The organism is Streptomyces gobitricini (assembly GCF_039532985.1).
Lineage (GTDB): Bacteria > Actinomycetota > Actinomycetes > Streptomycetales > Streptomycetaceae > Streptomyces > Streptomyces gobitricini.
Genome location: NZ_BAAASR010000002.1, coordinates 71,909 through 94,745, shown reverse-complemented (window position 1 = coordinate 94,745; position 22,837 = coordinate 71,909). Strand labels below are relative to the sequence as shown.

Annotated in this window: 25 protein-coding genes and 1 pseudogene; 8 read left to right on the top strand and 18 right to left on the bottom strand. The window is 69.1% G+C overall.

Annotation, left to right across the window (positions count from 1 at the left end; genetic code table 11):
* Positions 1–15 precede the first annotated feature (15 nt).
* From ABD347_RS01370 to ABD347_RS01340, 7 genes are all read right to left on the bottom strand, one after another.
* Complete coding sequence (locus tag ABD347_RS01370) at positions 16–333, bottom strand: SpdD-like protein (RefSeq protein ID WP_344355381.1); 318 nt, start codon at positions 331–333, stop codon at positions 16–18.
* Between the two features lie 22 nt (positions 334–355).
* Positions 356–511, bottom strand: coding sequence for a hypothetical protein (locus ABD347_RS01365; RefSeq protein ID WP_344355378.1), 156 nt, complete (start codon positions 509–511; stop codon positions 356–358).
* An 11-nt stretch (positions 512–522) separates the two neighbouring features.
* A complete protein-coding gene (locus ABD347_RS01360) occupies positions 523–714 on the bottom strand; it encodes a mobile element transfer protein (RefSeq protein ID WP_344355376.1) in 192 nt (63 codons plus the stop codon).
* 20 nt (positions 715–734) lie between these two features.
* Positions 735–1,397 carry a DUF2637 domain-containing protein gene (locus tag ABD347_RS01355; RefSeq protein WP_344355375.1) on the bottom strand — a complete coding sequence of 221 codons (663 nt, stop codon included), beginning with the start codon at positions 1,395–1,397 and terminating at the stop codon, positions 735–737.
* Between the two features lie 5 nt (positions 1,398–1,402).
* Positions 1,403–1,603 carry a hypothetical protein gene (locus ABD347_RS01350; protein ID WP_344355373.1) on the bottom strand — a complete coding sequence of 67 codons (201 nt, stop codon included), beginning with the start codon at positions 1,601–1,603 and terminating at the stop codon, positions 1,403–1,405.
* An 81-nt stretch (positions 1,604–1,684) separates the two neighbouring features.
* On the bottom strand, positions 1,685–3,040 hold the full coding sequence (locus ABD347_RS01345) for an FtsK/SpoIIIE domain-containing protein (protein WP_344355372.1): 1,356 nt from the start codon (positions 3,038–3,040) through the stop codon (positions 1,685–1,687).
* Between the two features lie 2 nt (positions 3,041–3,042).
* Positions 3,043–3,399 (bottom strand): SCO3933 family regulatory protein, encoded by a 357-nt coding sequence (locus ABD347_RS01340; protein ID WP_344355371.1) that lies wholly within the window; start codon positions 3,397–3,399, stop codon positions 3,043–3,045.
* 146 nt (positions 3,400–3,545) lie between these two features.
* Between ABD347_RS01340 and ABD347_RS01335 the strand changes: the two genes are divergently transcribed.
* The 3 genes from ABD347_RS01335 (at position 3,546) to ABD347_RS01325 (ending at position 5,868) form a co-directional block, all read left to right on the top strand.
* A complete protein-coding gene (locus ABD347_RS01335) occupies positions 3,546–3,914 on the top strand; it encodes a GntR family transcriptional regulator (protein ID WP_344355370.1) in 369 nt (122 codons plus the stop codon).
* Between the two features lie 234 nt (positions 3,915–4,148).
* A complete protein-coding gene (locus ABD347_RS01330; RefSeq protein WP_344355368.1) occupies positions 4,149–5,363 on the top strand; it encodes a helix-turn-helix domain-containing protein in 1,215 nt (404 codons plus the stop codon).
* Between the two features lie 19 nt (positions 5,364–5,382).
* Positions 5,383–5,868, top strand: a complete 486-nt coding sequence (locus ABD347_RS01325) for an NUDIX domain-containing protein (protein ID WP_344355366.1) — start codon at positions 5,383–5,385, stop codon at positions 5,866–5,868.
* On the opposite strand, the gene ABD347_RS01320 is transcribed toward ABD347_RS01325, so the two are convergent.
* Both ABD347_RS01320 and ABD347_RS01315 read right to left on the bottom strand, forming a co-directional pair.
* The gene (locus tag ABD347_RS01320; protein ID WP_344355364.1) at positions 5,826–6,755 is read right to left on the bottom strand and encodes a nuclease-related domain-containing protein; all 930 of its coding nucleotides are present in this window, start codon (positions 6,753–6,755) and stop codon (positions 5,826–5,828) included. The two genes, ABD347_RS01325 and ABD347_RS01320, sit on opposite strands and share 43 nt — an antisense overlap.
* A gap of 922 nt (positions 6,756–7,677) precedes the next feature.
* Entirely contained in the window at positions 7,678–7,818 is a 141-nt protein-coding gene (locus ABD347_RS01315; protein WP_344355363.1) for a hypothetical protein, read from the bottom strand.
* Positions 7,819–8,532: 714 nt separating this feature from the next.
* Here ABD347_RS01315 and ABD347_RS01310 point away from each other — a divergent pair.
* Complete coding sequence (locus ABD347_RS01310; RefSeq protein WP_344355361.1) at positions 8,533–9,672, top strand: tetratricopeptide repeat protein; 1,140 nt, start codon at positions 8,533–8,535, stop codon at positions 9,670–9,672.
* A gap of 119 nt (positions 9,673–9,791) precedes the next feature.
* Here ABD347_RS01310 and ABD347_RS01305 read toward each other — a convergent pair whose 3' ends face one another.
* Positions 9,792–10,697 carry a hypothetical protein gene (locus ABD347_RS01305; RefSeq protein ID WP_344355360.1) on the bottom strand — a complete coding sequence of 302 codons (906 nt, stop codon included), beginning with the start codon at positions 10,695–10,697 and terminating at the stop codon, positions 9,792–9,794.
* A gap of 1,081 nt (positions 10,698–11,778) precedes the next feature.
* Positions 11,779–12,114, bottom strand: coding sequence for a hypothetical protein (locus ABD347_RS01300; protein ID WP_344356393.1), 336 nt, complete (start codon positions 12,112–12,114; stop codon positions 11,779–11,781).
* Between ABD347_RS01300 and ABD347_RS01295 the strand changes: the two genes are divergently transcribed.
* Positions 12,113–12,673, top strand: coding sequence for a flavoprotein (locus ABD347_RS01295; protein ID WP_344355358.1), 561 nt, complete (start codon positions 12,113–12,115; stop codon positions 12,671–12,673). The genes ABD347_RS01300 and ABD347_RS01295 overlap by 2 nt on opposite strands.
* 152 nt (positions 12,674–12,825) lie before the next feature.
* Here the strand turns inward: ABD347_RS01295 and ABD347_RS30590 are convergent, their stop codons facing one another.
* Positions 12,826–12,900 (bottom strand): 50S ribosomal protein bL37, encoded by a 75-nt coding sequence (locus ABD347_RS30590; RefSeq protein WP_372460710.1) that lies wholly within the window; start codon positions 12,898–12,900, stop codon positions 12,826–12,828.
* A gap of 386 nt (positions 12,901–13,286) precedes the next feature.
* Here ABD347_RS30590 and ABD347_RS01290 point away from each other — a divergent pair, with 386 nt between their 5' ends.
* Positions 13,287–13,520 carry a DUF2277 domain-containing protein gene (locus ABD347_RS01290; RefSeq protein WP_344355356.1) on the top strand — a complete coding sequence of 78 codons (234 nt, stop codon included), beginning with the start codon at positions 13,287–13,289 and terminating at the stop codon, positions 13,518–13,520.
* A gap of 509 nt (positions 13,521–14,029) precedes the next feature.
* Here the strand turns inward: ABD347_RS01290 and ABD347_RS01285 are convergent.
* The 5 genes and pseudogenes from ABD347_RS01285 to ABD347_RS01265 form a co-directional block, all read right to left on the bottom strand.
* Positions 14,030–14,620, bottom strand: a pseudogene (locus ABD347_RS01285) (DedA family protein); the annotation flags it as partial.
* A 218-nt stretch (positions 14,621–14,838) separates the two neighbouring features.
* Positions 14,839–15,279 (bottom strand): DoxX family protein, encoded by a 441-nt coding sequence (locus ABD347_RS01280; RefSeq protein WP_344356328.1) that lies wholly within the window; start codon positions 15,277–15,279, stop codon positions 14,839–14,841.
* A gap of 60 nt (positions 15,280–15,339) precedes the next feature.
* Positions 15,340–17,187, bottom strand: coding sequence for an FAD/NAD(P)-binding protein (locus tag ABD347_RS01275; RefSeq protein WP_344355353.1), 1,848 nt, complete (start codon positions 17,185–17,187; stop codon positions 15,340–15,342).
* 531 nt (positions 17,188–17,718) lie between these two features.
* The gene (locus ABD347_RS01270; RefSeq protein ID WP_344355352.1) at positions 17,719–19,398 is read right to left on the bottom strand and encodes an alkaline phosphatase D family protein; all 1,680 of its coding nucleotides are present in this window, start codon (positions 19,396–19,398) and stop codon (positions 17,719–17,721) included.
* 103 nt (positions 19,399–19,501) lie between these two features.
* Positions 19,502–20,146, bottom strand: a complete 645-nt coding sequence (locus tag ABD347_RS01265) for an HNH endonuclease family protein (protein WP_344355350.1) — start codon at positions 20,144–20,146, stop codon at positions 19,502–19,504.
* Positions 20,147–20,334: 188 nt separating this feature from the next.
* Here ABD347_RS01265 and ABD347_RS01260 point away from each other — a divergent pair, with 188 nt between their 5' ends.
* Entirely contained in the window at positions 20,335–21,117 is a 783-nt protein-coding gene (locus ABD347_RS01260) for an ABC transporter permease (RefSeq protein WP_344355348.1), read from the top strand.
* A gap of 198 nt (positions 21,118–21,315) precedes the next feature.
* Positions 21,316–21,900 (top strand): TMEM165/GDT1 family protein, encoded by a 585-nt coding sequence (locus ABD347_RS01255; protein WP_344355345.1) that lies wholly within the window; start codon positions 21,316–21,318, stop codon positions 21,898–21,900.
* A 3-nt stretch (positions 21,901–21,903) separates the two neighbouring features.
* Here the strand turns inward: ABD347_RS01255 and ABD347_RS01250 are convergent, their stop codons facing one another.
* Positions 21,904–22,572, bottom strand: a complete 669-nt coding sequence (locus tag ABD347_RS01250; RefSeq protein ID WP_344355342.1) for an HAD-IA family hydrolase — start codon at positions 22,570–22,572, stop codon at positions 21,904–21,906.
* Positions 22,573–22,837 lie beyond the last annotated feature (265 nt).

The window sequence follows — 22,837 nt, the reverse complement described above, 5'->3', positions numbered from 1 at the left end:
CGCCCCGGGGGCCGGTCAGCGGCGCTTGGCCTCAGCGGTGATCAGCGAGCGGGCGACGAGAGCGCAGACCGCGACGGACGCGGCGGTGATGGCGACCGCAAGGAGCATCGAGACCAGGACGGCGCCGACGACCAGGACCACGGCGGTCCCGCCGCCGATGACGGCGAGCAGGGCGCCGGGGGTGAGCTGGACCGTGGGCCGGGTCGGCGCCGGAGCGACCGGAGCAGGGGCGGGGCCCGGGGTGTGCTGGATGACGGTGGTCGGCTCGATGACGGCGGGCGGGGTGACTATGCCGGTCGGCAGTGGATTGGTCGGGACCTTGGGACGGAACATGGCGGTTCTCCTTCTCGGGCGGTTACTTGACGGCGGTGTCGACGACGGGGGCGAGCAGGCTGTCGGCGAGGAGGTAGCCGCCGAGGAGCAGGACAACGACGAGCCACCAGGGCGGGCGGATGAGCTTGATGCCGAGCCAGCCGATGACGATCAGGGCGAGCCAGAGCGGGACGTCCATGACGGGTCTCCTTAGCGGGCCTTGCAGCGGTGGGTGCGGGCGGCAAGCTGGGCGGCCGATGAGGTGGAGTAGTCGGCGGACCAGCCGCAGCGGTCGGCGGTGCACACGGCGGCGTGCTTGGTGCGGCCGTGGCGGTCGCGATGGGTGCCGATCTGTACGGGGCCGATCCGCATCACGGAGTGGAAGTGGTCGCGGGCGGGCATGGCGTCGTCTCCTTGTCTGGTCAGGCGAGCTGGGCGGCGATCGCATCGGCCATCGGGGCCGGGACACCGAGGCGGGCGCGCAGGGTGTTGGTGTCGATCGGGGTGCCGGTGCGGGCCTGGTGGTCGTCGGCGACCTTGCGGGCGTGGTCGACCAGCGCGGCTGGGACCGGCATGGCCGGAGCGGGCGTGGGGTCAGCCGCGGGCAGTGCCGGGGCAGGCTCCGAGGGCTCGACGGACGCGGGTTCGGAAGTCGGGGCGGAGTCGGCCGGCGCCGTCTCTACAAGTTCGGGCTCGGGCTCAGCCGTTGGATCGGGCGGTGTCTGGGTGGGGGAGTGGGCGAGGAGGGTGCCGCCGAGGAAGGCGAGGGCGGGCCATCCGGCGACCCCGAAGCGCAGCCAGGCCGGGGGGTTGGCCAGGTCGAGGAATCCGGCGGTGGCGACGTTGGCGCCAAGGGATGCGAACAGGGCGATCAGGAACCAGCACCAGGCCAGCCGGGACGGCCCGTCGCTGCGGAGCCGTCGCCAGGCAGCGACCAGGAGCAGGTCGACGCTGATCGGGTAGGCCCAGGCTTTCCATCCGTCCTGTCCGGCAGCCGCCGCAAGGTCGTGCAGGTGGGCGAAGGACAGGGCACCGGCAATCACGGCCTGGACGAGCACGGCATCGAGTCGGATCGAGCGGGTCATGGTCGTCACCCGCAGCCGGGGTAGTCGGGGCCGTCGTTGGGGTCGTAGCCGGGCGGGAGCGGGGGGAGCACGCCGGGCGGGAGGGATGCGGCTAGTGCCGGGCCGACCAGGGCGACAAAGTGGTGGTCGGCACAGGTCTGGTGGGCGTACAGGGTGAGGGAGCCGAGCAGGTTGACCGTGCGGTCGAAGTCCTCGTACGGGTCCATGGGTGTCGCCTCCTGTTTCAGGCATGGAGGGGGTAGGGACCTGGCGCGATGCGGTCGCGCCGACCGGTCAAGCGGGCATGGTCAGACCGTGGCGGGGGCGGGCTCGACGGCCGGGGCCGGAACCTTGGTCAGGTTCGGCAGCACGGGGCGGAAGGGCGCCAGGGCGGGCAGGTCCGGCGTGCGGTCGGCGTGCCGGTTGCAGACGTTCACGGCTTGGCGCAGCGTGGTGTGCGGAGTGCGGATGCGGGCCCAGCCGCCGGAGGAGTCACCGGCGACGGCGATGCCGGGGGTGTCGGTGGGGATCTGGATCGCGGCGAGCACGGCGTCCGGGGCGATGTCGCCGAAGGCCATGTTGGCTGAGGATTCGTCGTTGACGCGGTGGGCGGTGCGGCCGGTGAGCTGGGCGCGGAGCATGGTGATGCCCTTGCCGAGCTCGGAGCCGAAGCGCTGGCCGCAAATCTCCAGGTAGATGCCGGCAGCGCGGCCGAGCTGGGCAAGCCGTGCCAGGGCGGTGATGATCCGGTCCCGGCGCTTCTCTTCCTCCTTGGTCGCGAACAGGGCCAGTTCGGCGACCTCATCGACCAGGACGACGATCGGTACTGGGCGCAGGTCGTCGGGCAGGTCGAAGATGTCGGCGGCGATCTCCGCGTCCGGTACGTCGGCGGTGATGCGCTGCTCGGTGCGGATCAGTTGGTAGACGCCCTCCATGTGCTGGACGAGCGCGTCGAGGAGGTCGGCGGCGGTGTCGGGGTTGTCGGCCAGCGCGGAGAAGCGGCGGGCCAGCGGGAACAGCTCGACGCCTTGCTTGCAGTCGATGCCGACCAGGGCGACATCCTGCCCGGCGAGTTCGGTGACCAGGTTGCGCTGGTAGACGGACTTGCCGGACTTGGTGGCCCCGAGGGTGAGGGCGTGAGGGACGGTGCGGTAGTCGCGGTAGTGCACGGCCCCGTCCTCGCGCAGAGCAACCGGCACCCGCATCGGCTCACGTTCGACCTTGGCGGGCATCTGCACCCGCTTCAGCACGTCGTAGCCGGTCATGCGCAGTTCCACCACGCCGGAGCGCAGCTCGCGCGAGGTGACGCCGTACATGGCGAACGAGTGCCGGAGCCGGTCACAGGCGGCCGAGACGTCGAAGGCGTCCTGCCCGGGGCGGAGCTTGAGCCGCACTACCAGGCCGGTCCGGGTCGGCCGGAGGCGCAGGATGCGGGGCGGTCGCGATTCTGGGACCGGCCGGTTGGCCATCCGGGTCAGGGCCAGGCGCCAGCGGGAGGGTGGAACGGTCAGTCCGCACGCGTCCATGACCGAGGCGTACCGGATCAGGACGCGCAGGGAGGCGAGGGTGACCCCGAAGGTCAGCCAGTACCAGGCGGTACGCCGCCACCGCAGGAGACCTGCGACGGCGACGACCAGCAGCAGTAAGACCCAGCTCCACGACATGATCAGGCAGCCTTCGAGGACGAGGCACCAGCGGCCAGCGAGGTGACCGCGACGGCGCGGAAGGCGATTCCGTGACGCTTCTGGCCGTTGAACTCGTTTTCCCACGGCCGGGCGATCAGGCCGGTCAGCGCGACCGGGGTGCCCATCATCAGCTCACCGGAGATGCCGGTCTCCGGGACGGTCACTGACAGGATCTCGACCTCATCGTTGGCAGCGAACATCACGTCCACGGTCATCAGCGTGGCTCCGGTCTGAGCGTCGGTGGCGACCTCACCGGAACGGCGGTCCTTGATCTTCGGCTGCGGGGGCTTGGCCACCATCACGGAGGCGGCGGAGGTGTCGACGGGGATCTGACGCATGAGTGCGCTCCTTGATCGAACGACTTGACGTACTTAGTACGTCGCCTGCTATGAGACTGCACCTAACGCACTTAGTACGTCAAGTGCTTCTCGACTCTTGTCGGTGCGATGTGCTGGACTTAGTGCGACAACCACTGAGAGGGGCCATGGCCGACTTCACCGGGCGTGCGAAGTACCTGGAGATCGCCGACGATTTCAAGCGGCGAATCCGTGACGGGGAGCTACCCCCGGGCGAGAAGTTGCCTTCTGAGACGGAGCTGATGACCGCGCACGAGGTCTCCCGCACCGTCGCCCGCCAAGCGATCGCCCGGCTCCGTGAGGACGGTTACGCCATCTCTCACCAGGGGAAGGGCAGCTTCGTCACCCTTCCTGGGGAACCCCGGCCGACGAGGCGCAGCCCGGAGTTCGAGCAGATCACCGAGTACCTGGCGGAGGTCCGCCAGGACGTGCGCCGGCTTGCTGAGCGGATGGACCAGCTTGAGGAACTGGTTCGGAAGCAGTCGCAAGCCGGTTGACCATCGCATCAGCACGACTCGCTAGGTCTGCCACCTTCTGAGCAAGTTCCCTTACCTCGCTGATCAGTTCCATCACTTCAGCGGGGGTCAGCGCCATCGTGTCCCCTCCGTCGCACGTTCGACCTGGCAACCCATCGGGTTGTCAGCAACGCTAGGACCGGGCCACCGCGCTACCCCGGAAAATCTCTCCGGGGTCGTAGCTGGAGACGGGGGGACGCTCTTCCCATGCGAGGAATGACGACGAACCTGACGATCGGCGAACGAGTCGCCTGGTACCGCCGCAGGCGGGGGATGTCTCAAGAGGTCCTGGCCGGACTTGTCGGCCGCACGGTGGACTGGCTGAGCAAGGCCGAGAACAACCGGCTGGAGCTGGACAGGCTCTCGGTGATCAAGTCGCTCGCCGATGCCCTGGACGTGAGCCTCGGTGACCTGATTGCCGAGCCCACTCTCTTGGAGTGGACAGCCGACAGCGGTACCCGGACAGTGCCGGCGCTTCGCTCAGCGCTGATGAACTACCGCCAGCTCACCCCACTGTTGGGGGTCACCACGGAGGGCGAGCCGACCCCGCTCGACGAGCTACGAAGCAGCGTGGCGGAAGTCTGGGACGCGTACCAGGACTCACGGTATGGATTCGCCACCAGGCGCCTGCCGCTCCTTCTTGCCGACGCGCTCATCGCTGCGCAGGCATACGAAGGACGGGAGCGCGAGCAGGCGCATGAACTGACGGCCATGACCTACCAAGGTGCCGCCATGGTTCTGACCAAGCTCGGCGAGACGGACCTTGCCTGGATCGCTGCGGACCGGGGCCTGGCGGCGGCACAACAGTCGGGAAACAGCGTCGTGACCGGCTCACTGTTCCGCTCTGTGGCCCACTGTCTGCTGTCGAACGGTCGGTTCGATGCTGCCGTGCAGCTTGTCGGTGATGCGGGCGAGTACCTCCGCCCCGGCCTGGACGACGCCACGCCCGAGTTTCTCTCGATCTACGGGACGCTCTTCCTCGCGGGATCAATGGCAGCGGCTCGCGCAGAGGACCGGGGCACCACGCGGGACTTCCTGGGGCAGGCCGACCGGGCAGCGCGCCAACTCGGACACGACGCCAACCACGTATGGACTGCCTTCGGCCCAACGAACGTCGCCATCCACCGAGTAGCCACCGCCGCCGAGCTGGGCGACATGCAGGTAGCAGTGGATCTCGGCCCGCAGATCGATACGAGCGGACTACCGACCGAGCGCCGGACCCGACACAACCTAGAAGTGGCCCGAGCGCTCAGCGCCCACAATCGGATGGACGACGCCATGGCCAAGATCCTCGAAGCCGAGACTTGGGCGCCGGAGCAGGTTCGTAGCCACTACCTTGCGCGCGAGCTGGTACTGACCTGGGTCCGGAACCAGCGCGGCCGGCCTAGCCGTACTCTCACGGCCCTGGCCGACCGGCTCCATGTGGTCTGACCTGGGTACGCTCGGCTGCATGGCAGCGAACGCACATGAAGCAAAGATGGCGCATCCGCGTATGGCTGCGGGTGCGCTGTTCTTTGATGCCATGGGGCGCGTCCTCATGGTTGAGCCGACTTACAAGAGCTACTGGGAGATCCCCGGCGGATACGTCGAGACCGGCGAGTCCCCCCTGCGCGCTGCCTCCCGAGAGGTTCATGAGGAACTCGGGATCACATCCGTGCTGGGCCGCTTGCTCGCCGTCGACTGGGCACCCAGTGAGGCGGAAGGCGACAAGGTGCTGTACCTCTTCGACGGTGGCAACCTCAGCTCAGCGGACCTGTCCAAGATCACCTTGCAGCAGGACGAGCTGAAGGCGTTCGCGTTCGTTTCGCTGGACGAGGTCGCCGAGCGCACCATCCCCAGATTGGCCCGGCGCATCCTGGCGGCAGCGAAGGCCCGCCACGAGGCGGCACCGGTCTACCTGGAGCACGGGCAGCGGCCCGGCACCGAAGCCGCATGACGTGCAGATTTACTGCGTGCGCGACACGCAGCCTCATGCCGTGAGCCACGCCTCTCGGTGACGGGCGACGTTGTAGATCTGCTCAGCCTGGATGGGAGTAGCACCGCCGGGAGGGGCGCCAGGGCAGAAACCTCCCGTTCACGGTAGACCCGCACTGTGAGCTGGGTGGCCGCAACTTTCACGTCGGTAGCTCCGACGAAGACGAGAACCGGATGCACGGGCACGGGAAAGTCGCAGTAGCGCTCCAGCACCCTTCGTACGCGCTCAGCCTCCGCCCGACTTTTGCGGGGGTACGGTTTGGGCTTGCCGCGGTTAATTCTGGCGACGTCGTCGCCCACCCACACCGCCTTGTTCGGGTGGTGCTTGGTGTTGACGCTGAACACCCCGCCCCGCCCGATCAATAAGTGATCAATGTCTACTTCTCGGGGGAGGGGGATGGAGTGCAGGACTCTCCACCCTTGACGCTCCAGGCGGCTCAACTCGGCTCCTACACGCCGTTCACCGGTGAGCCCTGTGCGCCATGAATCGCCATCAGTCGGCCGCCGAAGCACCCAGGCAACGAACCGCTCCAGCGGACCAGGCCCCACCTCATCAAGCTTTGCGCGCACGGCCTTGCCAGGGAGGTTCGAGGCTAGGTCGTCGTGGGGCGTCAAAGGAGGCAGTGACGCGGTTGCCCGGACCGGCGCTGGCGTGGCCGGCAGAGTCGGCGTGATCTGCTTTAAGTGCTGGGTCAGGACCGCCAGCGCGGCATCTCGGTAGTCATCGCGCAAGATCGTGATCTTGCCTGTTCTGCAGTCAGCCCAGGCGACGGCTGTGCCATCCGGCAAGTTCGCGTACAAACGATCATGCCCGTAGCGGTTCCAGCGCACGACCTTGAGCTTTGCCATGACCACCCCTTGACCAGCCTGAATGACGGTTCCGTCATCGCAGCAGCAAGGGCGGTACGACCACAAGACCGCAAGCGCGGTAAGACTTTCTCTACTTCATCAAGGCCCGCGCACGGCGCGGGCGCGCGCCGCCTCGACGGCGCGGCCCGGCCACTGTCTTCGCCCGGCCTGGCCGCGCCAGGCGGCGCGCCGCGTGCTGCGGGCGAAGGGCGGAAACCCGCTGTGGCTGGGGCGGTCGGCTCCACGGCTTTAGGCAGCCACCATGGGGCGAGCCTCTAAGATCATGGCCCCAACGTCGTGCTTTAGCGGGCAGGTCCACAGACTGCCCGACGCGCCGGAAGCTTACGGGGCCATGATCTCTCGCCCCATGGCAGCTCCCGCCCAAAGCCATTCCACCGACCTCCTCGCGCAGGTGAGGCGATTCGATGGTCAGACGGGAAGTTGAGCAGTTACGCTAAGTGCACGACGCGACGTCAGGCTGGGAGGGGACGGTGTCAACGTCTGTGAAGCGCAGTCTTGTTGCTGGAACATCAGTGGTGATTGCCGCGGCCATAGGCATCATCACGAACATAGCCACGAATCACGCTGGCTTAGCTTGGTGGGTATCGCTAGGCGCGCTGCTGGTCATAGGCGTGGGAGCTCAGGTTTGGCTTACAAGCACTGAAGGACAAGCCGCGAGTGTCCGGGCGGCCGGCGCCGGGAGCGTGGCAGTCGGCGGGTCTACTCAGAGCACCGTAAGCACCCGCGCCCGCAACTCTGCGCAGCAGAGTCCGTCAGAAATCCCTTCCGAAGGAGTTCTCGCCGCAGGTTCAGGGAGTATCGCAATAGGTGGAGAGGCGGCGGGTGGTCTTTCCACGGACGTAGATACTGCGGACTGAGTAAGGTTATGCGACGGAAGAGCACCACAGCAGCCGGGGCCGCGTCAGTAGCCGTAGGTGGTGACGTTCATGCCCCCATCATAACGAACCCGCAGATAAATATCGTCCTTGCAGAAACCGAAAGTGTAAATACCGCTGACTGGGCCACTGTTCATGAAGTCGATGCCCTCACTCTCGGGGTTCATCGATCCCGGACCATCGCCAGCGGGCCCCCGCTGCCACCATACGTACTACGCGATGTAGACCACGAAGTGGCACAACAGATGAAACACATTGCCGTCCACGGCGGCATGGTTCTGTTGACTGGTGATTCCACGTCCGGCAAGAGCAGGACGGCGTTTCACGGGATCCAACAATGCATGCCTGACCACGCGATCTATGCACCATTGCAGGGGACGCGTCTATCGAACCTACCGCAAACAATCCGAGGCAGCAGTCACGGGCCGTTCCTTGTTTGGCTGGATGACCTCGAAGGATTCCTAGGGCGCGACGGGCTGACTCCTTCCCTGCTGGACGCACTCAGAAGGCTCCGAGTAGCAATAGTCGCAACTATGCAAGATCAGCTATTCGAGACGTACGCGAACATTCAAGCTTACGAACCGAATGCTTTGCACGATCAATCTCGAGAGATAGGCCATCGCCTGCTTCGAGCGGTAGATCCAATTCGAATAAGTCGCCTCTGGAGCGCCAGGGAGATCGCCAGGGCCTCCGCTGCTTCCGATGAGCGGCTAGCCGACGCTGTCAAACATAGCTCTATATATGGCGTATCGGAATACTTGGCGGCCGGTCCAGCATTGCTGCAATCCTGGCTCAGGGCACAGCGAGTAAACGGAAACCCCAGAGGTGCCGCACTAGTTGCAGCTTGCGTCGACCTCGCTCGCGCAGGTTTCCGCGGCGCGGTGGACGTCGAGATCCTACAAGAGCTGCACACGAGGTATCTGCCCGATGCTTCACTAAGGCCGGAAACATGGAATGAAGCGGTAGCATGGGCCACGAAAGTGCAGTACGGCGTTTCAGGGCTCCTTGTTCCGGGCGAGTATGAGGCGACCTGGCGCGCTTTTGATTACCTTCCTGACTCCATTTCTCGCAACAAGAAGGATTACGGCGAGATTCCAGACTTCATCTGGGAAGAATCCCTGAAATTGTGCCCGGATGAGGATGATCTATGGCGCATGGGGATGAGCGCTTACATGGCGGGAAAAAATCAGTTTGCTATTGCAGCATGGGAGCCTCTTGCTGAAAGAGGGAATGGAAGTGCCGCGTCAAACCTTGCAGTAATATTCAACGAGATAGGAGATCACGAAACCGCTCAATATTGGCGCCACATAGAAGCCCAGGATGATTTTCATTCCGCCACCATTCCGGTTGATACATCGGCACCTCTTTACGATCCCGATTCTGGCGAGGTGACAGTCGGAGAATCGCGGGATGGAGAGCGGCTGCGAATCGCTGTACACAAACCTGGAGTAGGCGTGCGCCATGGCGTTATCGCGGGAGGTAAGGGGGTTGGCAAAAGCAACAGCATGACTCTGATTCTCCTCGGGGCATTTTCGAGCGGAAAGTATTTGCTGTGGCTCATGGACTGGTCTCCAGAGCAAAAGCACTACGATCCGCTAAAGAAAGCAGGGGTCATTGATTGGTTTACCGGAAATAATACAGAGCGGTCCCTGGGAATGCTCTCTGCTGCCGTTCGAATACTAGAGTTCCGTAAGGGGAAGGGTGGATACGTTGACCCTACACCCGAAAAACCAGCCATCGTCATCGGCGTTGAAGAGGCCCACCACCTGTTCAATCAGAGCGCTGAGGCGGCATCGCTGTGTCTGCAAATTTTGCGCGAGGGGGCAGACGCGGGAGTAAGCATATTCTTAACAATTCCGAACATAGCCTTGGAGAGTTTTGGAGGAAACGCGGAACTGAGAGCGGAAGTGGCTGCCAATGATAAGCATTGGAAGTTCTTCATGGGGGCAGCGGGGCTGCCAATGTTGCGCGACGTAACACAGATAAAAAGGAGTCCGACAAGTGGCGACCCGTTCGTCTAATAGGGTCTTCGCTTAGATACCCTAAGTCATCCCGGTATCAAGGCCACACGAGGAAGTGTCGATGCTCCCGAAGGGTAATTTAGTGCGCGCCTCGATTGCAGGATGCTGAGTAGTGCCGGCTATTCGGCCCCTGGGTGTTGATGGTACTGCAAAGCAAAAGTCATGCGGCGGAGAGGCGCAGCGCTGGCTTGGAGCTCGTTCAGCGCTTCTGGGCGGATAGTCTCGACGCGAGAGATATCGGCGTCCACATAGCGGGCCTTAGCGACATTCCACAGAGCGCGCATTTCTACCAGGACAAGGTTGGTAAGCCAAAGGGACTGCTGAGCGGGCAGCCAGCGGGTAGTCTTACACCATTTGCCTCTGTCGGTCGATAGCTCAAGAAATGTGATGCTGGGCCCGCTTGCGTTAAGAGAAGACCCTGCCGGGCTAGAGATGGTCAGAGATGCGGGACCGGAGACGACCGCGAGGCCATGCTTTGACGAGTTGTAAAGGTGTGCGTCCTCCAACGTTCGCTGTGCCACGATGCGCAGAAGACGAGCGATAGCGTCAGCGCTAGTCTGCCACTCTTCGGTAGGTTGATCAGGCATAGATCCAAGGAATACTTGGCCGATTTGTTTTCTTGGAATTTCGTGATCCCTGAGCCTCGCCACGTGACGTTTGAACTTAGAGAAACTCGTTAGGCGAGCGACCTCAAGCCACGGGCATTGGGGGCGCCCCATGTGGGCGAAGTAAAGCCGCAACAGGGCCTCGGATGCATGGTGAAACAGCACTTCAGCCTCAGTGATGACGAATGTTTGATGAAGCCGTTCATCTTCGTCATCAGGATCCGTCGGTTGTGACTTGGCGGTGATTCCCTCGTAATTGATACCCTCTTCTAGCAACTGATCCAATCGGTCTGCCTTGCTAGCCGCCAAAAGCAATAGATAGTAGCGGTTTCTGAAATATGTGACGGGGTCAGAGGAGTAAAATTGTCTATTCAGGTCTGGATACTGCTCGACGGCCAGGCCCTCATCCGGGTTAGTCATCACCTGTGCTCCTCAAAGGCTACGTACGTCAATGCCGCCCTAGGCATCAGATCCGTAACTGAAGTCCGGTGGCGCGCACCCTGTAACACTGACGGATGCTGAACTACCATTCTGCCGTCCTGGTAGGCGGAAGTTCTCGTCCCCACGCACTTGCCGAGTTCATACGTACGGGCCCTCTTCCTGGGAGGAGCCGAGGGCGAGACTGGTACTTGGTCGTGGACCACTGACACACGGGCCGGGCGTCGATCGCGCATGACACCAAACGATGGTTAGCAACGCTGGCACGCGTGCCAGATCCGTGCCAGATTGAGCGGTCAGCCACGGTCAACCGAGGTACCGTACGGCGCCAACTACGGTTAATGGCCGCAGCGCTCAGTACAGGTGATGACCGGCAGGACGCGTCCTGCGAGGCGCGCCAGGCTTACAAAGCAGATGTCGGCGGTTCGAAACCGTCCGCGCCCACTGTGAGAACTTGCAGGTGAGAGCCCTGCTCGGCCCCTCAACTAAGATCGGTTGAGGGGCCGTTCCCGTCTCAGGGGCCTTATCGCCGCCGCTGCGGATGTCGTAGTCACTCGTTCAGGAGACCGGGCTGTCTGCCTGGCACGTGGACCGACCACGAGACAGCGAGCGTGGACGGATGCCGCGCTCCACCGAACCCGACCGGGTTCGCGAACGACGGCGGGGTATCGGTGACCAGATGGTCGGCTGCGTGTCTGTACGCGAACCTGGTGAGCCCCCGCCCCCCGAGACGCCACATGGGGACGACTGGCCCGCCCGGACGACAAGGTGCCGGACACTTCCAGGGCCACGGGCAGGGCAGGGGCTCCAGCTCCGGTTAACCGCCGACGGGCTGGGGCCGGCCGGAGCGTCTGCCCGCCCACTGCTGCGTCGTCGGCGTACCGCAGCAACGGGCGGAGTCATCGGGTGTATGGGGAGCGGCGGACGTGCGGCGCCTGCGCCGGCCCGCACCAGGGGTGCCGCCAGGCGTCCGGCCGGGCGCCGCTGTCGCAGATGGGTGCCTCAACGCGCTCCGCCTCGCTCATGATCGGCTCGTCGCAGTGCAGACAGAACCGCGTGCCGCTCATCGCTGTTGCCACGGCGACTCCGTGTGGCAGGTGCACGCGCACGTGACCGTGAACACGGGCCGCGTCGCGTGCGTGGGCTCCTTCGGGCCGAAGTTGGCGAGGAGCTCACGCGGCACTACTACCGCGCCTTCCTCGGCAGTCAGGTTGTCCAGTTGGGCGAGCTCGGCCGGGTCGGTGACGCGGACGGGAAGGAATGCTGCTGCCCGCGCGGCGGAGTTGGCGTGGCAGACCGGTGCGATCGTGTCCGGTGCCGGGGTGGGCCGGCGCGGGGGTGCCTCGTCGGCCAAGCCCCTGGCGGAGGGGGTGTGTTGGGTGTGATCGGATGGGATCATGACGAGGACCCTGTATCTGTTCTGCTCAGCCGCGCCGCCCGTGTTCGACGTCGCCAGTGTGATCGAGGACGCTCAGCGCAGGGGCTGGGACATGTGCCTCGGTCTGACGCCGACCGCCGCCCGGTGGCTGGAGCATGGTCTCGACGGTCTGGCGGCGCTGACGGGGCATCCGGTGCGGTTCGAGTACGACCTGCCCGGGCAGCCGGACCCGTGGCCCGCGGCGGACGTCGTCCTGTTCGCTCCGGCGACCTTCACCGCCATGAACGAATGGGCACTGGGGCTGACGGCGAAGTTCGTCGTGAGCGTGGCGACCCAGGGCGTCGGCAAAGGCGTACCCGCAGTGGTCATGCCGTGCGTGAACGAGGCCCATGGGCAGCATCCGGCCTTCGGTACGTCGGTGGCGACGCTCCGCGCGACCGGGGCGCAGGTGCTGCTCGGCGAGGGGACCCACCTGGCGGACCCGCCGGGCGGGGAGCTGCCGGGCGGCTTCCCGTGGGGCGTGGCGCTCAACGCGGTGGACGCGGTGGAGCGCGCCGGGCAGGCGCCCGCCGGGTCCTGACACCGGGACCGCCCCTGCGGCTCGCCCCGCGCTGATACGGCAGTACGGCCCCGGTCGCCCGGCGCTGTACTGCCGCGGCACGCCGCGCACGCGCCGCTCCGACACGCGCGGCGGTGTCGGAGCGGCGGGTGTCGCCCGCGTCGGAGGACCGGTCAGGTGTTGGGCCGCTTGCCGTGGTTGGCGCCCTTCTTCTTGCGGGCGCGGCGCTTGTTTCCTCGCTTCGACATGGTGTGTACCTCCATCGCCAGTTTAGGTGCGGTCCATGCGTCGCGCAGCGGACACCGGACCGCGCGTGCGACGGAGCGCACGTTCGTGGGACCGCCGTGCGCCCTGCCCGTGGGGTTCCCCTGAGCGGGACTCTGCCCTGGGGGAACACCGGCGGAGACCAGGGAGGCGACATGGCTCGTACACAGTCCGCATGCGGCGCGCGCACCAAGCACGGTGGGTGCTGCCGGCGACTCGCCATGGTGGGGGCCTCACGGTGCAACCTGCACCGCGGGGACTGGGCGACCTACACGATCGACAGGGAGCGGGAGCGGGAGAGGGCGCGGGAGAGGGCGCGCAAGCGACCGAAGCGGTGACCGCGGGGGACGGGCGGGCGCACACTGGGGGCATGTGCCGCAGCATCAAGACCCTTCGCCCGCCCGTGCTCCCGACCGAGGCCACCGAGGAGGACATCCACGCCGCAGCTCTGCAGTACGTACGCAAGGTGTCCGGCTTCCGCGCGCCCGCCGCGCACAACCGGGAGGTCTTCGAGCGGGCCGTGGAGGAGATCGCCGAAGCGACCCGGCGGCTGCTCGACGGGCTCGAGGTGCGGGGCGGCGCCGCACGCGCGGGGCGGCACTAGGAGGCCGTCGGTGTCCGGGCGCGGGTCACGGACCGCGCGGCCGCGGAGCGGGGCGCTCGACGCGTCGTGCCGGGGCTGGGCTGCGGCCGCACTGCGGGCTGACGCCGGGCGGGTGCCGCGTCGGCGCGGGTACCGGCGGCGAAGCCGGCGACCGTGGAGGAAACGGCGCCGGGCGGGGCCGGACGGGGCTGGGGCGGGACCGGACCCGTACCCGGTGACGGTTTCAGTGAGGGGGCGGGCCGACCGAGGGGCGGTCCGAAGTCGGCGACGGGTTCCGTGACGGGGTGGAGGGACTCGGAGGCGGTTCCCGTGGAGGCCGGTCGTGGAGCCGGTGGGGGCGGCGGGGACGGTGACGGTTGGAGGGACGGGCGGCCCGGGGCCGGTCACCGAGTCCGTCACGGAGCCGGGGCCGGCACCTGGTGCGGCGGTGGCGTCGGCCGGGGCGGGACGGCCGTCCGTGGCGGCGCCGTGGCGACTGCCGGGGGCGGTACGGCGGCGGCCCGTGCGGGGGCCGGGACCTCGCCGCGTGAGGGGGCCGGGGAGCGGCGTATGAGGTAGGCCGCGAGGGCGCCCGCGAGGAACAGGGCGACGACGGAGACGGCCACGCCGGTCCAGGTGGCGCCCAGCCACCGGCCGCCGAAGTAGCCCAGGGCAACGCTGTACGAGGCCCACGCCACGCCCGCCAGGGCGGACCAGGGGAGGAACTGGCCGGCCCTGCGGCGGGCCGCGCCCGCGCCCAGCGAGACCACCGAGCGCCCGGCCGGGGCGAACCGCGCGATGACGACGAGGACGCCTCCGCCGCGTGCCAGGGCCGCGCCGAGACGTTCCTGCGCGGTGGTCAGCCGGCGCGAGCGGGCGACCAGCCGGTGCAGGCGGGACCGCCCGCGCCAGGCGAGGCGGTACGCGACGAGGTCACCCAGCAAGGAGGCGGTGGCCGCGCAGAGTGTCAGCGCGAGCAGGGACCCGCTCCCCGTGGCCGCGACCGTCGCGGCGGTGATGACCAGGACGCCGCTCGGCAGCACCGGCAGGAACACGTCCAGCAGGACGGAGACCGCGACGGCCGCGTAGATCCACGGGCCGGCGGCCACGCTTTCGAGCACCTTCACTCCCCGGTCCCGTGAAGCCGGTCCCCCGGAGTGGGCGGCGGTTGGACAGGCCGAAAGCGTACGCCGAAGGGCGGGCCGCGCGGTCACCCGGGCGGGGCCGGGGGCGACTGTGTGAGGCGGGCGTGAGGCCTGCGTGAGGCCGGTGGCCCGGCCCGGGCCCGGAGACGGGACGTGCCCGGGCTCGAACGGGGTGCGGAGGAACGCGCGGTGGGCTACGCGGTGACCGGTTCGCGCTTGCGGCCGTCCGCCCGCGAGGAGGAGAAGAGACTGTCCAGCGACAGCGCGCCCGGGCCTGTGAAGACCAGCAGGAGCAGCGACCAGCAGTACATGGCCGCCAGCTCCCCGCCGTTCTGCAGCGGGAACAGGTTCATCGGCTGGTGGACCTTGAAGTACGCGTACGCCATCGCGCCCGAGGAGATGAACGCGGCGGCACGGGTGCCCAGGCCCACGAGCACCAGGGCGCCGCCGACGAGCTCGATGACGGCCGCGTACCAGCCGGGCCAGCTGCCGGTCGGGACGGTGCCGCCCGTCCCGCCCGCGCCGCCGAGGACGCCGAAGAGCGAGGCGGCGCCATGGCACAGGAACAGCAGGCCGACGACTATGCGGAACAGGCCGATCACATAGGGGCGTGCCTGATCGAGGCGTGCGGTGATGGGGGACATGGGAGGCCCTTCGGTTGGGACGGAACCGACGAGCCCCCAGGTTAGGGAGTCCTAATCAATACTTGCAAGTTCAACATTCGGTCGTTCCGCTTCCGTGCCGGAGCACGCGCGGAGCGCCGCTCGAGCCACCGCGTCCGTGTCCGCGAGGGTCACCGAGTCGACGCCGGGCCGGGCGCCCGCCGCCGTCACCCAGTGCACCCCCTCCGTCGGCACACCGAGGGCGAAAACCGCCTGGTGGGCGCGTCCGTGACGGTGTATGAGCCGGTACGGGGACGGCGTGACGTCCAGGCCGCCGGTGTCGTAACCGTCCACCACGTGCGTGCGGCACTGACCGGACTCCAGCATTCCGGCGAGGAGCGCGTCACCAGTGCGCCTCAAGTCCGGCTCCGGCAGCCGGGCCTCGATCAGCGTGGTCGCCGTCGCGGCGGAACCCGGCACATCGGGTGATTCCGCGACGAACCGGCCGTTGTCCGGGCGGATGCTCGTACGGGGGCCGATCACGTCCAGCACCCCCGCCTCGATCAGGGCGGTCATCTCCTCGATGCGGCGGCGCGGCGGGCCGATCGACAGGAAGGCGTTCAGCGGTGTGTACCAGCGGTCCAGGTGGTCCCTGCGCGAGGCGCCCGGCAGGCCCGCGTGGTCGACGATCAGCCGCAGCTCGTTACGGATGTCGCGCAGCACGTCCAGCGCGGCCTTCACCGGACCGGCCACGTTGCCGAGCGCCGCGTCGGCCGCGTCCCGGCGCAGGTGCGCCAGCAGCCAGCCGCGGAAGTCCGCCGGTGACCGGAAGGTCTCGCCCGCGTACGGGCGCGAGATCCGCTCCCAGGACCACCGGTCGCGCGGCGGCACGGCGTACGCGTCGAGGGCGGCGTCCGGGGCGGCCAGGAAACGGGCGCGGAAGCCCCGTGGGCGCTTCAGCAGCACCTCGTAGTACGTCGTCTCGACCTCCTGGGCCACCAGGGGCCATATCTCGTCCAGGAAGTCCGGCGGGTCACCCGCCTCCGCCCGCTTGCGGAACCTCTCGATCACGTCCGGCGTCAGCACCAGCGGCTCGTGCCGCGCGGACGCGCCCTTCTCGTTGTCCCCGCGCGCCTGGTACGGGACTCCGCGCCGCGAACCGGCGTACAGCCTGGGCTCCCGGCCCGAGGGGCGGTAGACGTACCGGCCCTTGCCGTCACGCGTGAACTCCCCGCCGCGGCCCTCGGTCAGCAACGCCATGTGGTCGAAGAAGTTCAGCCCCAGGCCCCGCAGCAGCACCGGCTCGCCGGGGGCGATCGGCGTCAGGTCGAGGTCCGCCGGGTTGGCGGGCGGGAAGTGGAGCAGTCCGTGGCGTGCCGCGTAGGCCCCCAGGTGGCCCGATGACGGATCACGGACGGCCGGGAGGTGGCCCTGGGCCAGGACGACCGCGCCCAGTCCGCCGAGGACCGTGCCGTCGTCCAGGACCAGCGTGTGCGGACCGGTGCCCTCCAGGCGTACGGCCCGCGCCCCGTGCACCCGCACGGTCACCTCGGGCGGTGCCTCGGCCACCGCCCGGGCGAACGCCCACTCCAGGTAGGCGCCGTAACAGGCGCGGGTGGGGTAGTCGTCGGGGCCGAGCCGGTAGGAGCGGGAGGCGGCCCACTCGTACAGGCTCGGCCCCCGGCGTATCGGGCCCTCGCAGCTCACGCTCTCGTCGGTGAAGACCGTCACCTGGCACGCCACCGTGTTCATCAGCAGCTCGGCCGGCTGGTCGGTGCGCCAGACGCGGCCGGCGCCCGGCGGGGCCGGGTCGACGACATGGACGGTCAGCGGCGTTCCCGCGGCGAGCTCCGGGACGGAGGCGCAGAGCCGTTCGAGTACGGACGTGCCGCGCGGGCCCGCCCCGACGAGGGCTATGGCGTGGGGAACTTCGGACGACAAGACTCGGACTCCCGGAGCAGGGGGCGGTGTGGCGTTGCCCGCGGGCGGCAGGCGCAAGTCATCATGCCGTTGCCGCGCCCCTCACCGAACCCCTGTCCGGAGGATCACCATCCGCTATGGGCGGGATTGTGGGAAGCCTGAACCGGACGTTCACCGGACATTCACAGCCCGGGCGTGAGGCCCGCCCACCCCGCCCGTCGGCGGTGGAGCCCCACCGAAGGCCCTACCGGGGGCCCCGAAGGCCGCACCGGGGGCCCCGATCCGGCCCCTGAACCGGCCCTGATCCGGTCAGGCCCTGATCCGACCCCGGATCCGGCCCCCTGAACCGGCCAGGCCCTGATCCGGTCAGGCCCTGATCCGGCCCCTGAACCGGGCCCGGCCCCGAACCGGCCCACCATCCGGCCCCGATCCGGCCATGCCCCGATCCGATCAGGCCTCGATCCGGCCAGGCCCGATCCGGCCCTCCATCCCGGTCCCGATCCGGCCGGGCCGACCGGCCTCGGCCCCGGCCTCCGATCAGGCCGCCGTCCGTCACCGGCCCTTCGCCAGGCTCCGCTCGTGCACCGTCCGCAGCGCGGCGTCGCCGGGGTCGCGGCTCCCGGCCGCGGCCTGCTCCAGGCGCAACGCCGCCGTCCGCCCGCGCAGCGTCAGCGTCATCAGGTGGTTCCCGAACCACGGCCCGCCCGTGCGGCGCCAGTCCACGACGGGCGGCCCCGTCCGGCCGTGCCGCCGCAGGGCGTGCCCGATCCACCGCCCCGCGCGGCTCCAGCTCAGCCGGAACGCGACGCGCAGCGCCGCCGGGATCCGGTTGTGGACGGGCGAGCAGGTCAGCTGGACGATCCGGGCGGACGCCGGGGCCGCGCTCTTCGGCCACTCGGGCTCGGCGACGTACGCGTGGTGCACATCACCCGACAGGACGCACACCGTCGCCGGGGCGTCCGGCCCGCTGCCGGCCTCGGCGAGCAGGCGGGTCAACCGCTCGAAGGAGTCCGGGAAGGCGGCCCAGTGTTCCAGATCGGCCGCCCGGCGTACCCGCTCCGACAGCCGCGCCCACCGGTTGCCCCGCTCACCGCGGCAGAGCGCGGCGTTCCAGGTCTCCGCGTCGTGCATCATCGGCGCCAGCAGCCAAGGCAGTGACGCGCCCACGAGCAGGTGGTCGCAGTCCTTCCGGTCGGCCAGCAGCTGGTCGGCGAGCCAGCGCGCCTCGTCCTCGTCGTGCATCGCCCGTTTCTGCTCCTCCAGCACGCGCCCCGCCCTGCTGTCGACCATCACCAGCCGCGTACGGCCGAAGTCGCGCCGGTAGCTCCACCGCACCCTCGCCGGGTCGGCGTCCGCGTCGGCGGCGAACCGGCGCAGCACCTCCGTCCCGTCCGGGGCGTCGCGGACCGCCGCGTACAGGGGGTCGGCGTCCAGTTCGTCGGGGGAGAGGTTGCCCAGGTGCTGGTGGACCCAGTACGACATCAGCCCGCTGAGGATCCGTTCGCGCCACCAGCCTTCCCGGCGCATGTCGGCCACCCAGGAGGCGCTGGTGTTCCAGTCGTCGATCACGTCGTGGTCGTCGAAGATCATGCAGCTGGGGACGGTGGACAGCAGCCAGCGCACGCCCGGATCGAGCCAGGACTCGTAGTAGAGGTGGGTGTACTCCTCGTAGTCCGCGACCTGCGCCCCCGGTGCCTCGCGGAGGTCCCGGCGCGTAGCCAGCCAGCGGCGGGTGTCCTTCGACGTCTCGTCCGCGTACACCTGGTCGCCCAGGAGGAGCAGCACGTCGGGACGTTCGGCGCCGGGGTCTTCCGCCAGGCGGGTGGCCAGGGTGTCGAGGGCGTCCGGGCCGACCGGGTCGTGTCCGCCCGCGGGAGGCGCCGCCCAGCGGCAGGACCCGAACGAGACGCGCACCTCGTCGGCGCCCGGCCGGGGCGTGCTGATGGTGCTGGCCGGGTAGCGGCGGCGGCCGGGAGCGGTCGGGGGCCACACCGGGTGGCCGTCGAGCAGGACCTCGTACGGGGTGGTGGAGCCGGGGGTCAGGCCGGTGACGGGGACCAGCGCGTAGTGGTGTCCGGCGACCTGGAAGGTCCGGGTGCGCCCTCCGGCGCCGTCCTCGCACCGCACCTCGGCCGTGCAGGGCCGGTCGGCCTCGACCCAGACGGTCGCCCGGTCGCCCCGGTCCCAGTCGACATGCCGCAGGAGTGGTCCCAACCGCAGTCCGGCTGTCATGCCCGGCCTCCTCCTTCGACTCCGTGGACGCCGCCTCCGCCGACCCGCCCGTTACTTCCGTACGGTACGGGGCGGCGGAGGGGGAAGGAACCTGGCGGGCGGCTCAGCAGCCGTTGAGCACGGACTGCAGGGCGCCCTTCTCGGCGGAGTCCACGCTCAGGTTCCAGTGGTGCTTCACGTGCACCCACATCCGGGCGTACGTGCAGCGGTACGCGGTGCGTGACGGCATCCACTCGGCGGGGTCGAGGTCGCCCTTGGCCTGGTTCACGTTGTCGGTGACCGCGATGAGCTGCGGGCGGGAGAGGTCGTTGGCGAAGGCCTGGCGCTGCGAGGTGCTCCAGCCGCTGGCGCCGGAGCGCCAGGCCTCGGAGAGGGCGACGACGTGGTCGATGTCGACGTCCGACGCCGCGTACCAGGTGGCGCCGTCGTACGGGGAGTACCAACTCCCGCTGACCGCCGCGCAGCCGGAGTCCTGGACGACGTTGACGCCGTCGCGCTTGAGGACCACTTCGCGGGTGTTGCAACTGCCCGACTGGGTGATCCAGTGCGGGAACAGGTCACGGCTGTAGCCGCTGGAGGAACCTTCCGCCCTCACCGGGAGCTGGCCCAGGTACGTGCGGGCGGTGGCGGCGCTGACGGGGGTGGGCGGGGCGGCCTGGGCGGCGGGGGCGGTGGCCAGGACGCCGGTGGCGGTGAGGGCGGCGGATGCGGCGAGGACGGCTATTCGACGCGCGTAGACACCGGACATGGGTAACTCCCTTGTGATGTGGGGGCGGTGGCCGCTGCCCGGTCGGGCTGCTCGGCCATCGTGGCGGCGCCAGGTTGCCCCGGGGGATGCGCCGGGTTACAGAGTGACGACATGTGCACGTCACATCAAGGGTTGTGCCCGGTTTCTGACGTCCCGGCACCTGCCTTGCCCGGCTTTAGGGTTGACGTGTGCTGCTGCCCGTCAATGTCACGTTCGCGGCTGTTCTCGCCGTCCTGCTCGCCGTCGCCGCCACCGTCGCGGCGCTCGCCCACCTCCGGCCCCCGCGCGAGATCGTCACCGCCGGAGTGCGGGCGGCCGCGCAACTCGCCGCCGTGTCACTGGTCATCGGGTGGGTCGTCCGCTCCGTGCCGCTGCTGCTCGCCTTCCTGCTGCTCATGTATGCCGTCGCCGTCCGCACCGCCGGGCGCCGTGTCACGGCCAACGGCACCTGGTGGTGGGCGGCCGTGCCCATCGCCGCCGGGGTCGTCCCCGTCGTCGGCGCGCTGCTGCTGACCGGGCTCGTCCCGCCGAAGGGCATCGCGCTGGTCCCCGTGACCGGCATCCTCATCGGCGGGGCGCTCACCGCGACGGTGCTCGGCGGGCGGCGCGCCCTGGACGAGCTCGGCACCCGGCACGGCGAGGTGGAGGCGGGGCTCGCGCTCGGGCTGCCGGAGCGCGACGCACGGCTGGAGGTGGCCAGGGAGGCGGCGGCGGACGCCCTGCTGCCGGGCCTCGACCAGACCAGGACGGTGGGGCTGGTCACGCTGCCGGGCGCGTTCGTCGGGATGCTGCTGGGCGGGGCGTCGCCGCTGGAGGCCGGGGCGGTGCAGCTGTTCGTGCTGGTGGGGCTGATGGCCGTGCAGGGCGTGGCGGTCGCGGCGGTGCTGGAGCTGGTCGCGCGGGGCAGGCTGCACCGGCGCGAGGGGCGGCCACGCCGATCACGTACCCTGGACGGAGCAGAAGGGGAGTAGCTCTTCGCCGGAACGTCGACATACTGCTGGGCCTCGCGCCCGGCCGGCGCCCGGAGGCACGCCGTACGGCGCGCCAGCGAGACCTTCGGCAACAGCAGTGCCATGCCCCCATCCATGGTGCCGCCGTGCCGGAGCGAGCGACCCCCGAACGCCTCCTCTCGGTACGGCGGGACCCGACCGATCGAGGAATCCAATCCCGTGCTCAGCCTCACGATCATGGCGATCACCTTCGGCGTCGTCTTCCTCGCCGAGCTTCCCGACAAGACCGCTCTCGCCGGCCTCATGCTGGGCACCCGGTACCGCGCGTCCTACGTCTTCGCCGGTGTCGCCGCCGCCTTCGCCGTCCACGTCGCGCTCGCGGTGGCCGCGGGCAGCGTCCTGACCCTCCTTCCGCAGCGGCTGCTCCAGGCGCTGGTCGGCGTGCTGTTCCTGGCGGGCGCGGCCCTCCTGCTGCTGAAGAAGGGCGACGAGGACGAGGAGAACATCAAGGCCCCGGCCGACCAGTCCTTCTGGAAGGTCTCCGGGGCGGGTTTCATGCTGATCCTGGTCGCGGAGTTCGGCGACCTGACACAGATCATGACCGCGAACCTCGCCGCCCGCTACGACAACCCGCTCTCCGTGGGCCTCGGCGCCGTGCTCGCACTGTGGGCGGTCGCCGGTATCGGCATCCTGGGCGGCCGGACGCTCATGAAGTACGTGCCGCTGCGGCTGATCACCAGGATCGCCGCCTGCCTGATGCTGGCGCTGGCGGGCTTCAGCCTCTACGAGGCGCTGGCGGCGTGACGCCTAGGCGGTGATGTGGAGGTGGATCGCGCCACCGGCGCCGTCCGCCTCCACGCGCACGTGCGTCAGGTCCGGTACGTGTACGTCGGGGTCGAACGCGCCCGCGCGCGGTCCGACGCCCACCACCCGCATGCCCGCGGCGCGCCCGGCCCGGACACCGGCCTCGGAGTCCTCGAACACCACGCACTCCGCCGGGTCGAAGCCCAGCTCGGCCGCGCCCTTCAGGAACCCTTCCGGGTCGGGCTTGCTGGCGCCCACCCGCTCGGCGGTCACGCGCACCTCCGGCACGCGCAGCCCGGCCGCCCCCATGCGGGCCCGGGTGAGCGGTTCGTCGGCCGAGGTGACCAGGGCGTGGGGCAGTGCGGCGATGGCGGCCAGGAAGGCGGGTGCCCCGTCGATCGGTACGACGCCGTCCAGGTCGGCGGTCTCCTCGGCGAGCATCACGCGGTTGTCGGCGTGGTTCTCCTCCATGGGGCGGTCCGGGAGGAGGACGGCCATGGTGGCGTACCCCTGGCGGCCATGGACCACCTTGAGGGCCTCCGCCGGGTCGAGCCCGTGCCGTATCGCCCAGCGGCGCCAGCAGCGCTCCACCACGGCGTCGGAGTTCACGAGCGTGCCGTCCATGTCGAGCAGGAGGGCCCGGGCGGTCAGGACGGTGGGGGCGGCCGGCATCGGCGAATCTCCACGGGGAGAGGGAGGTGGGGGTACGAAGTGGCCCGCCCGCCGGTCAGGGTATACGGGCGGGACCACTTTGTTCCTCCACGATACAAAATGGATCCCTCAAGCGCCAGTCCCTCCCCGGGGCGGGCGGCGGCCTTGCGCCGGGGGCGGACGGGCGGTGCCGCTGAGGCGGCGGAAGGGCGGTGACCGGTGGGGTGGTCGACGGGGGAGTGCGCGGCCGGTGGGGGCGGCGGGATGCGGGTGCGCGCGCGGGACG

Bases quoted from the DNA above. Each gene is read 5' to 3' on its own strand.
- ABD347_RS01370 (WP_344355381.1), bottom strand. From the start codon at position 333: ATGTTCCGTCCCAAGGTCCCGACCAATCCACTGCCGACCGGCATAGTC.
- ABD347_RS01365 (WP_344355378.1), bottom strand. From the start codon at position 511: ATGGACGTCCCGCTCTGGCTCGCCCTGATCGTCATCGGCTGGCTCGGC.
- ABD347_RS01360 (WP_344355376.1), bottom strand. From the start codon at position 714: ATGCCCGCCCGCGACCACTTCCACTCCGTGATGCGGATCGGCCCCGTA.
- ABD347_RS01355 (WP_344355375.1), bottom strand. From the start codon at position 1,397: ATGACCCGCTCGATCCGACTCGATGCCGTGCTCGTCCAGGCCGTGATT.
- ABD347_RS01350 (WP_344355373.1), bottom strand. From the start codon at position 1,603: ATGGACCCGTACGAGGACTTCGACCGCACGGTCAACCTGCTCGGCTCC.
- ABD347_RS01345 (WP_344355372.1), bottom strand. From the start codon at position 3,040: ATGTCGTGGAGCTGGGTCTTACTGCTGCTGGTCGTCGCCGTCGCAGGT.
- ABD347_RS01340 (WP_344355371.1), bottom strand. From the start codon at position 3,399: ATGCGTCAGATCCCCGTCGACACCTCCGCCGCCTCCGTGATGGTGGCC.
- ABD347_RS01335 (WP_344355370.1), top strand. From the start codon at position 3,546: ATGGCCGACTTCACCGGGCGTGCGAAGTACCTGGAGATCGCCGACGAT.
- ABD347_RS01330 (WP_344355368.1), top strand. From the start codon at position 4,149: ATGACGACGAACCTGACGATCGGCGAACGAGTCGCCTGGTACCGCCGC.
- ABD347_RS01325 (WP_344355366.1), top strand. From the start codon at position 5,383: ATGGCAGCGAACGCACATGAAGCAAAGATGGCGCATCCGCGTATGGCT.
- ABD347_RS01320 (WP_344355364.1), bottom strand. From the start codon at position 6,755: ATGGCAAAGCTCAAGGTCGTGCGCTGGAACCGCTACGGGCATGATCGT.
- ABD347_RS01315 (WP_344355363.1), bottom strand. From the start codon at position 7,818: ATGAACCCCGAGAGTGAGGGCATCGACTTCATGAACAGTGGCCCAGTC.
- ABD347_RS01305 (WP_344355360.1), bottom strand. From the start codon at position 10,697: ATGACTAACCCGGATGAGGGCCTGGCCGTCGAGCAGTATCCAGACCTG.
- ABD347_RS01295 (WP_344355358.1), top strand. From the start codon at position 12,113: ATGACGAGGACCCTGTATCTGTTCTGCTCAGCCGCGCCGCCCGTGTTC.
- ABD347_RS01300 (WP_344356393.1), bottom strand. From the start codon at position 12,114: ATGATCCCATCCGATCACACCCAACACACCCCCTCCGCCAGGGGCTTG.
- ABD347_RS01290 (WP_344355356.1), top strand. From the start codon at position 13,287: ATGTGCCGCAGCATCAAGACCCTTCGCCCGCCCGTGCTCCCGACCGAG.
- ABD347_RS01270 (WP_344355352.1), bottom strand. From the start codon at position 19,398: ATGACAGCCGGACTGCGGTTGGGACCACTCCTGCGGCATGTCGACTGG.
- ABD347_RS01265 (WP_344355350.1), bottom strand. From the start codon at position 20,146: ATGTCCGGTGTCTACGCGCGTCGAATAGCCGTCCTCGCCGCATCCGCC.
- ABD347_RS01250 (WP_344355342.1), bottom strand. From the start codon at position 22,572: ATGCCGGCCGCCCCCACCGTCCTGACCGCCCGGGCCCTCCTGCTCGAC.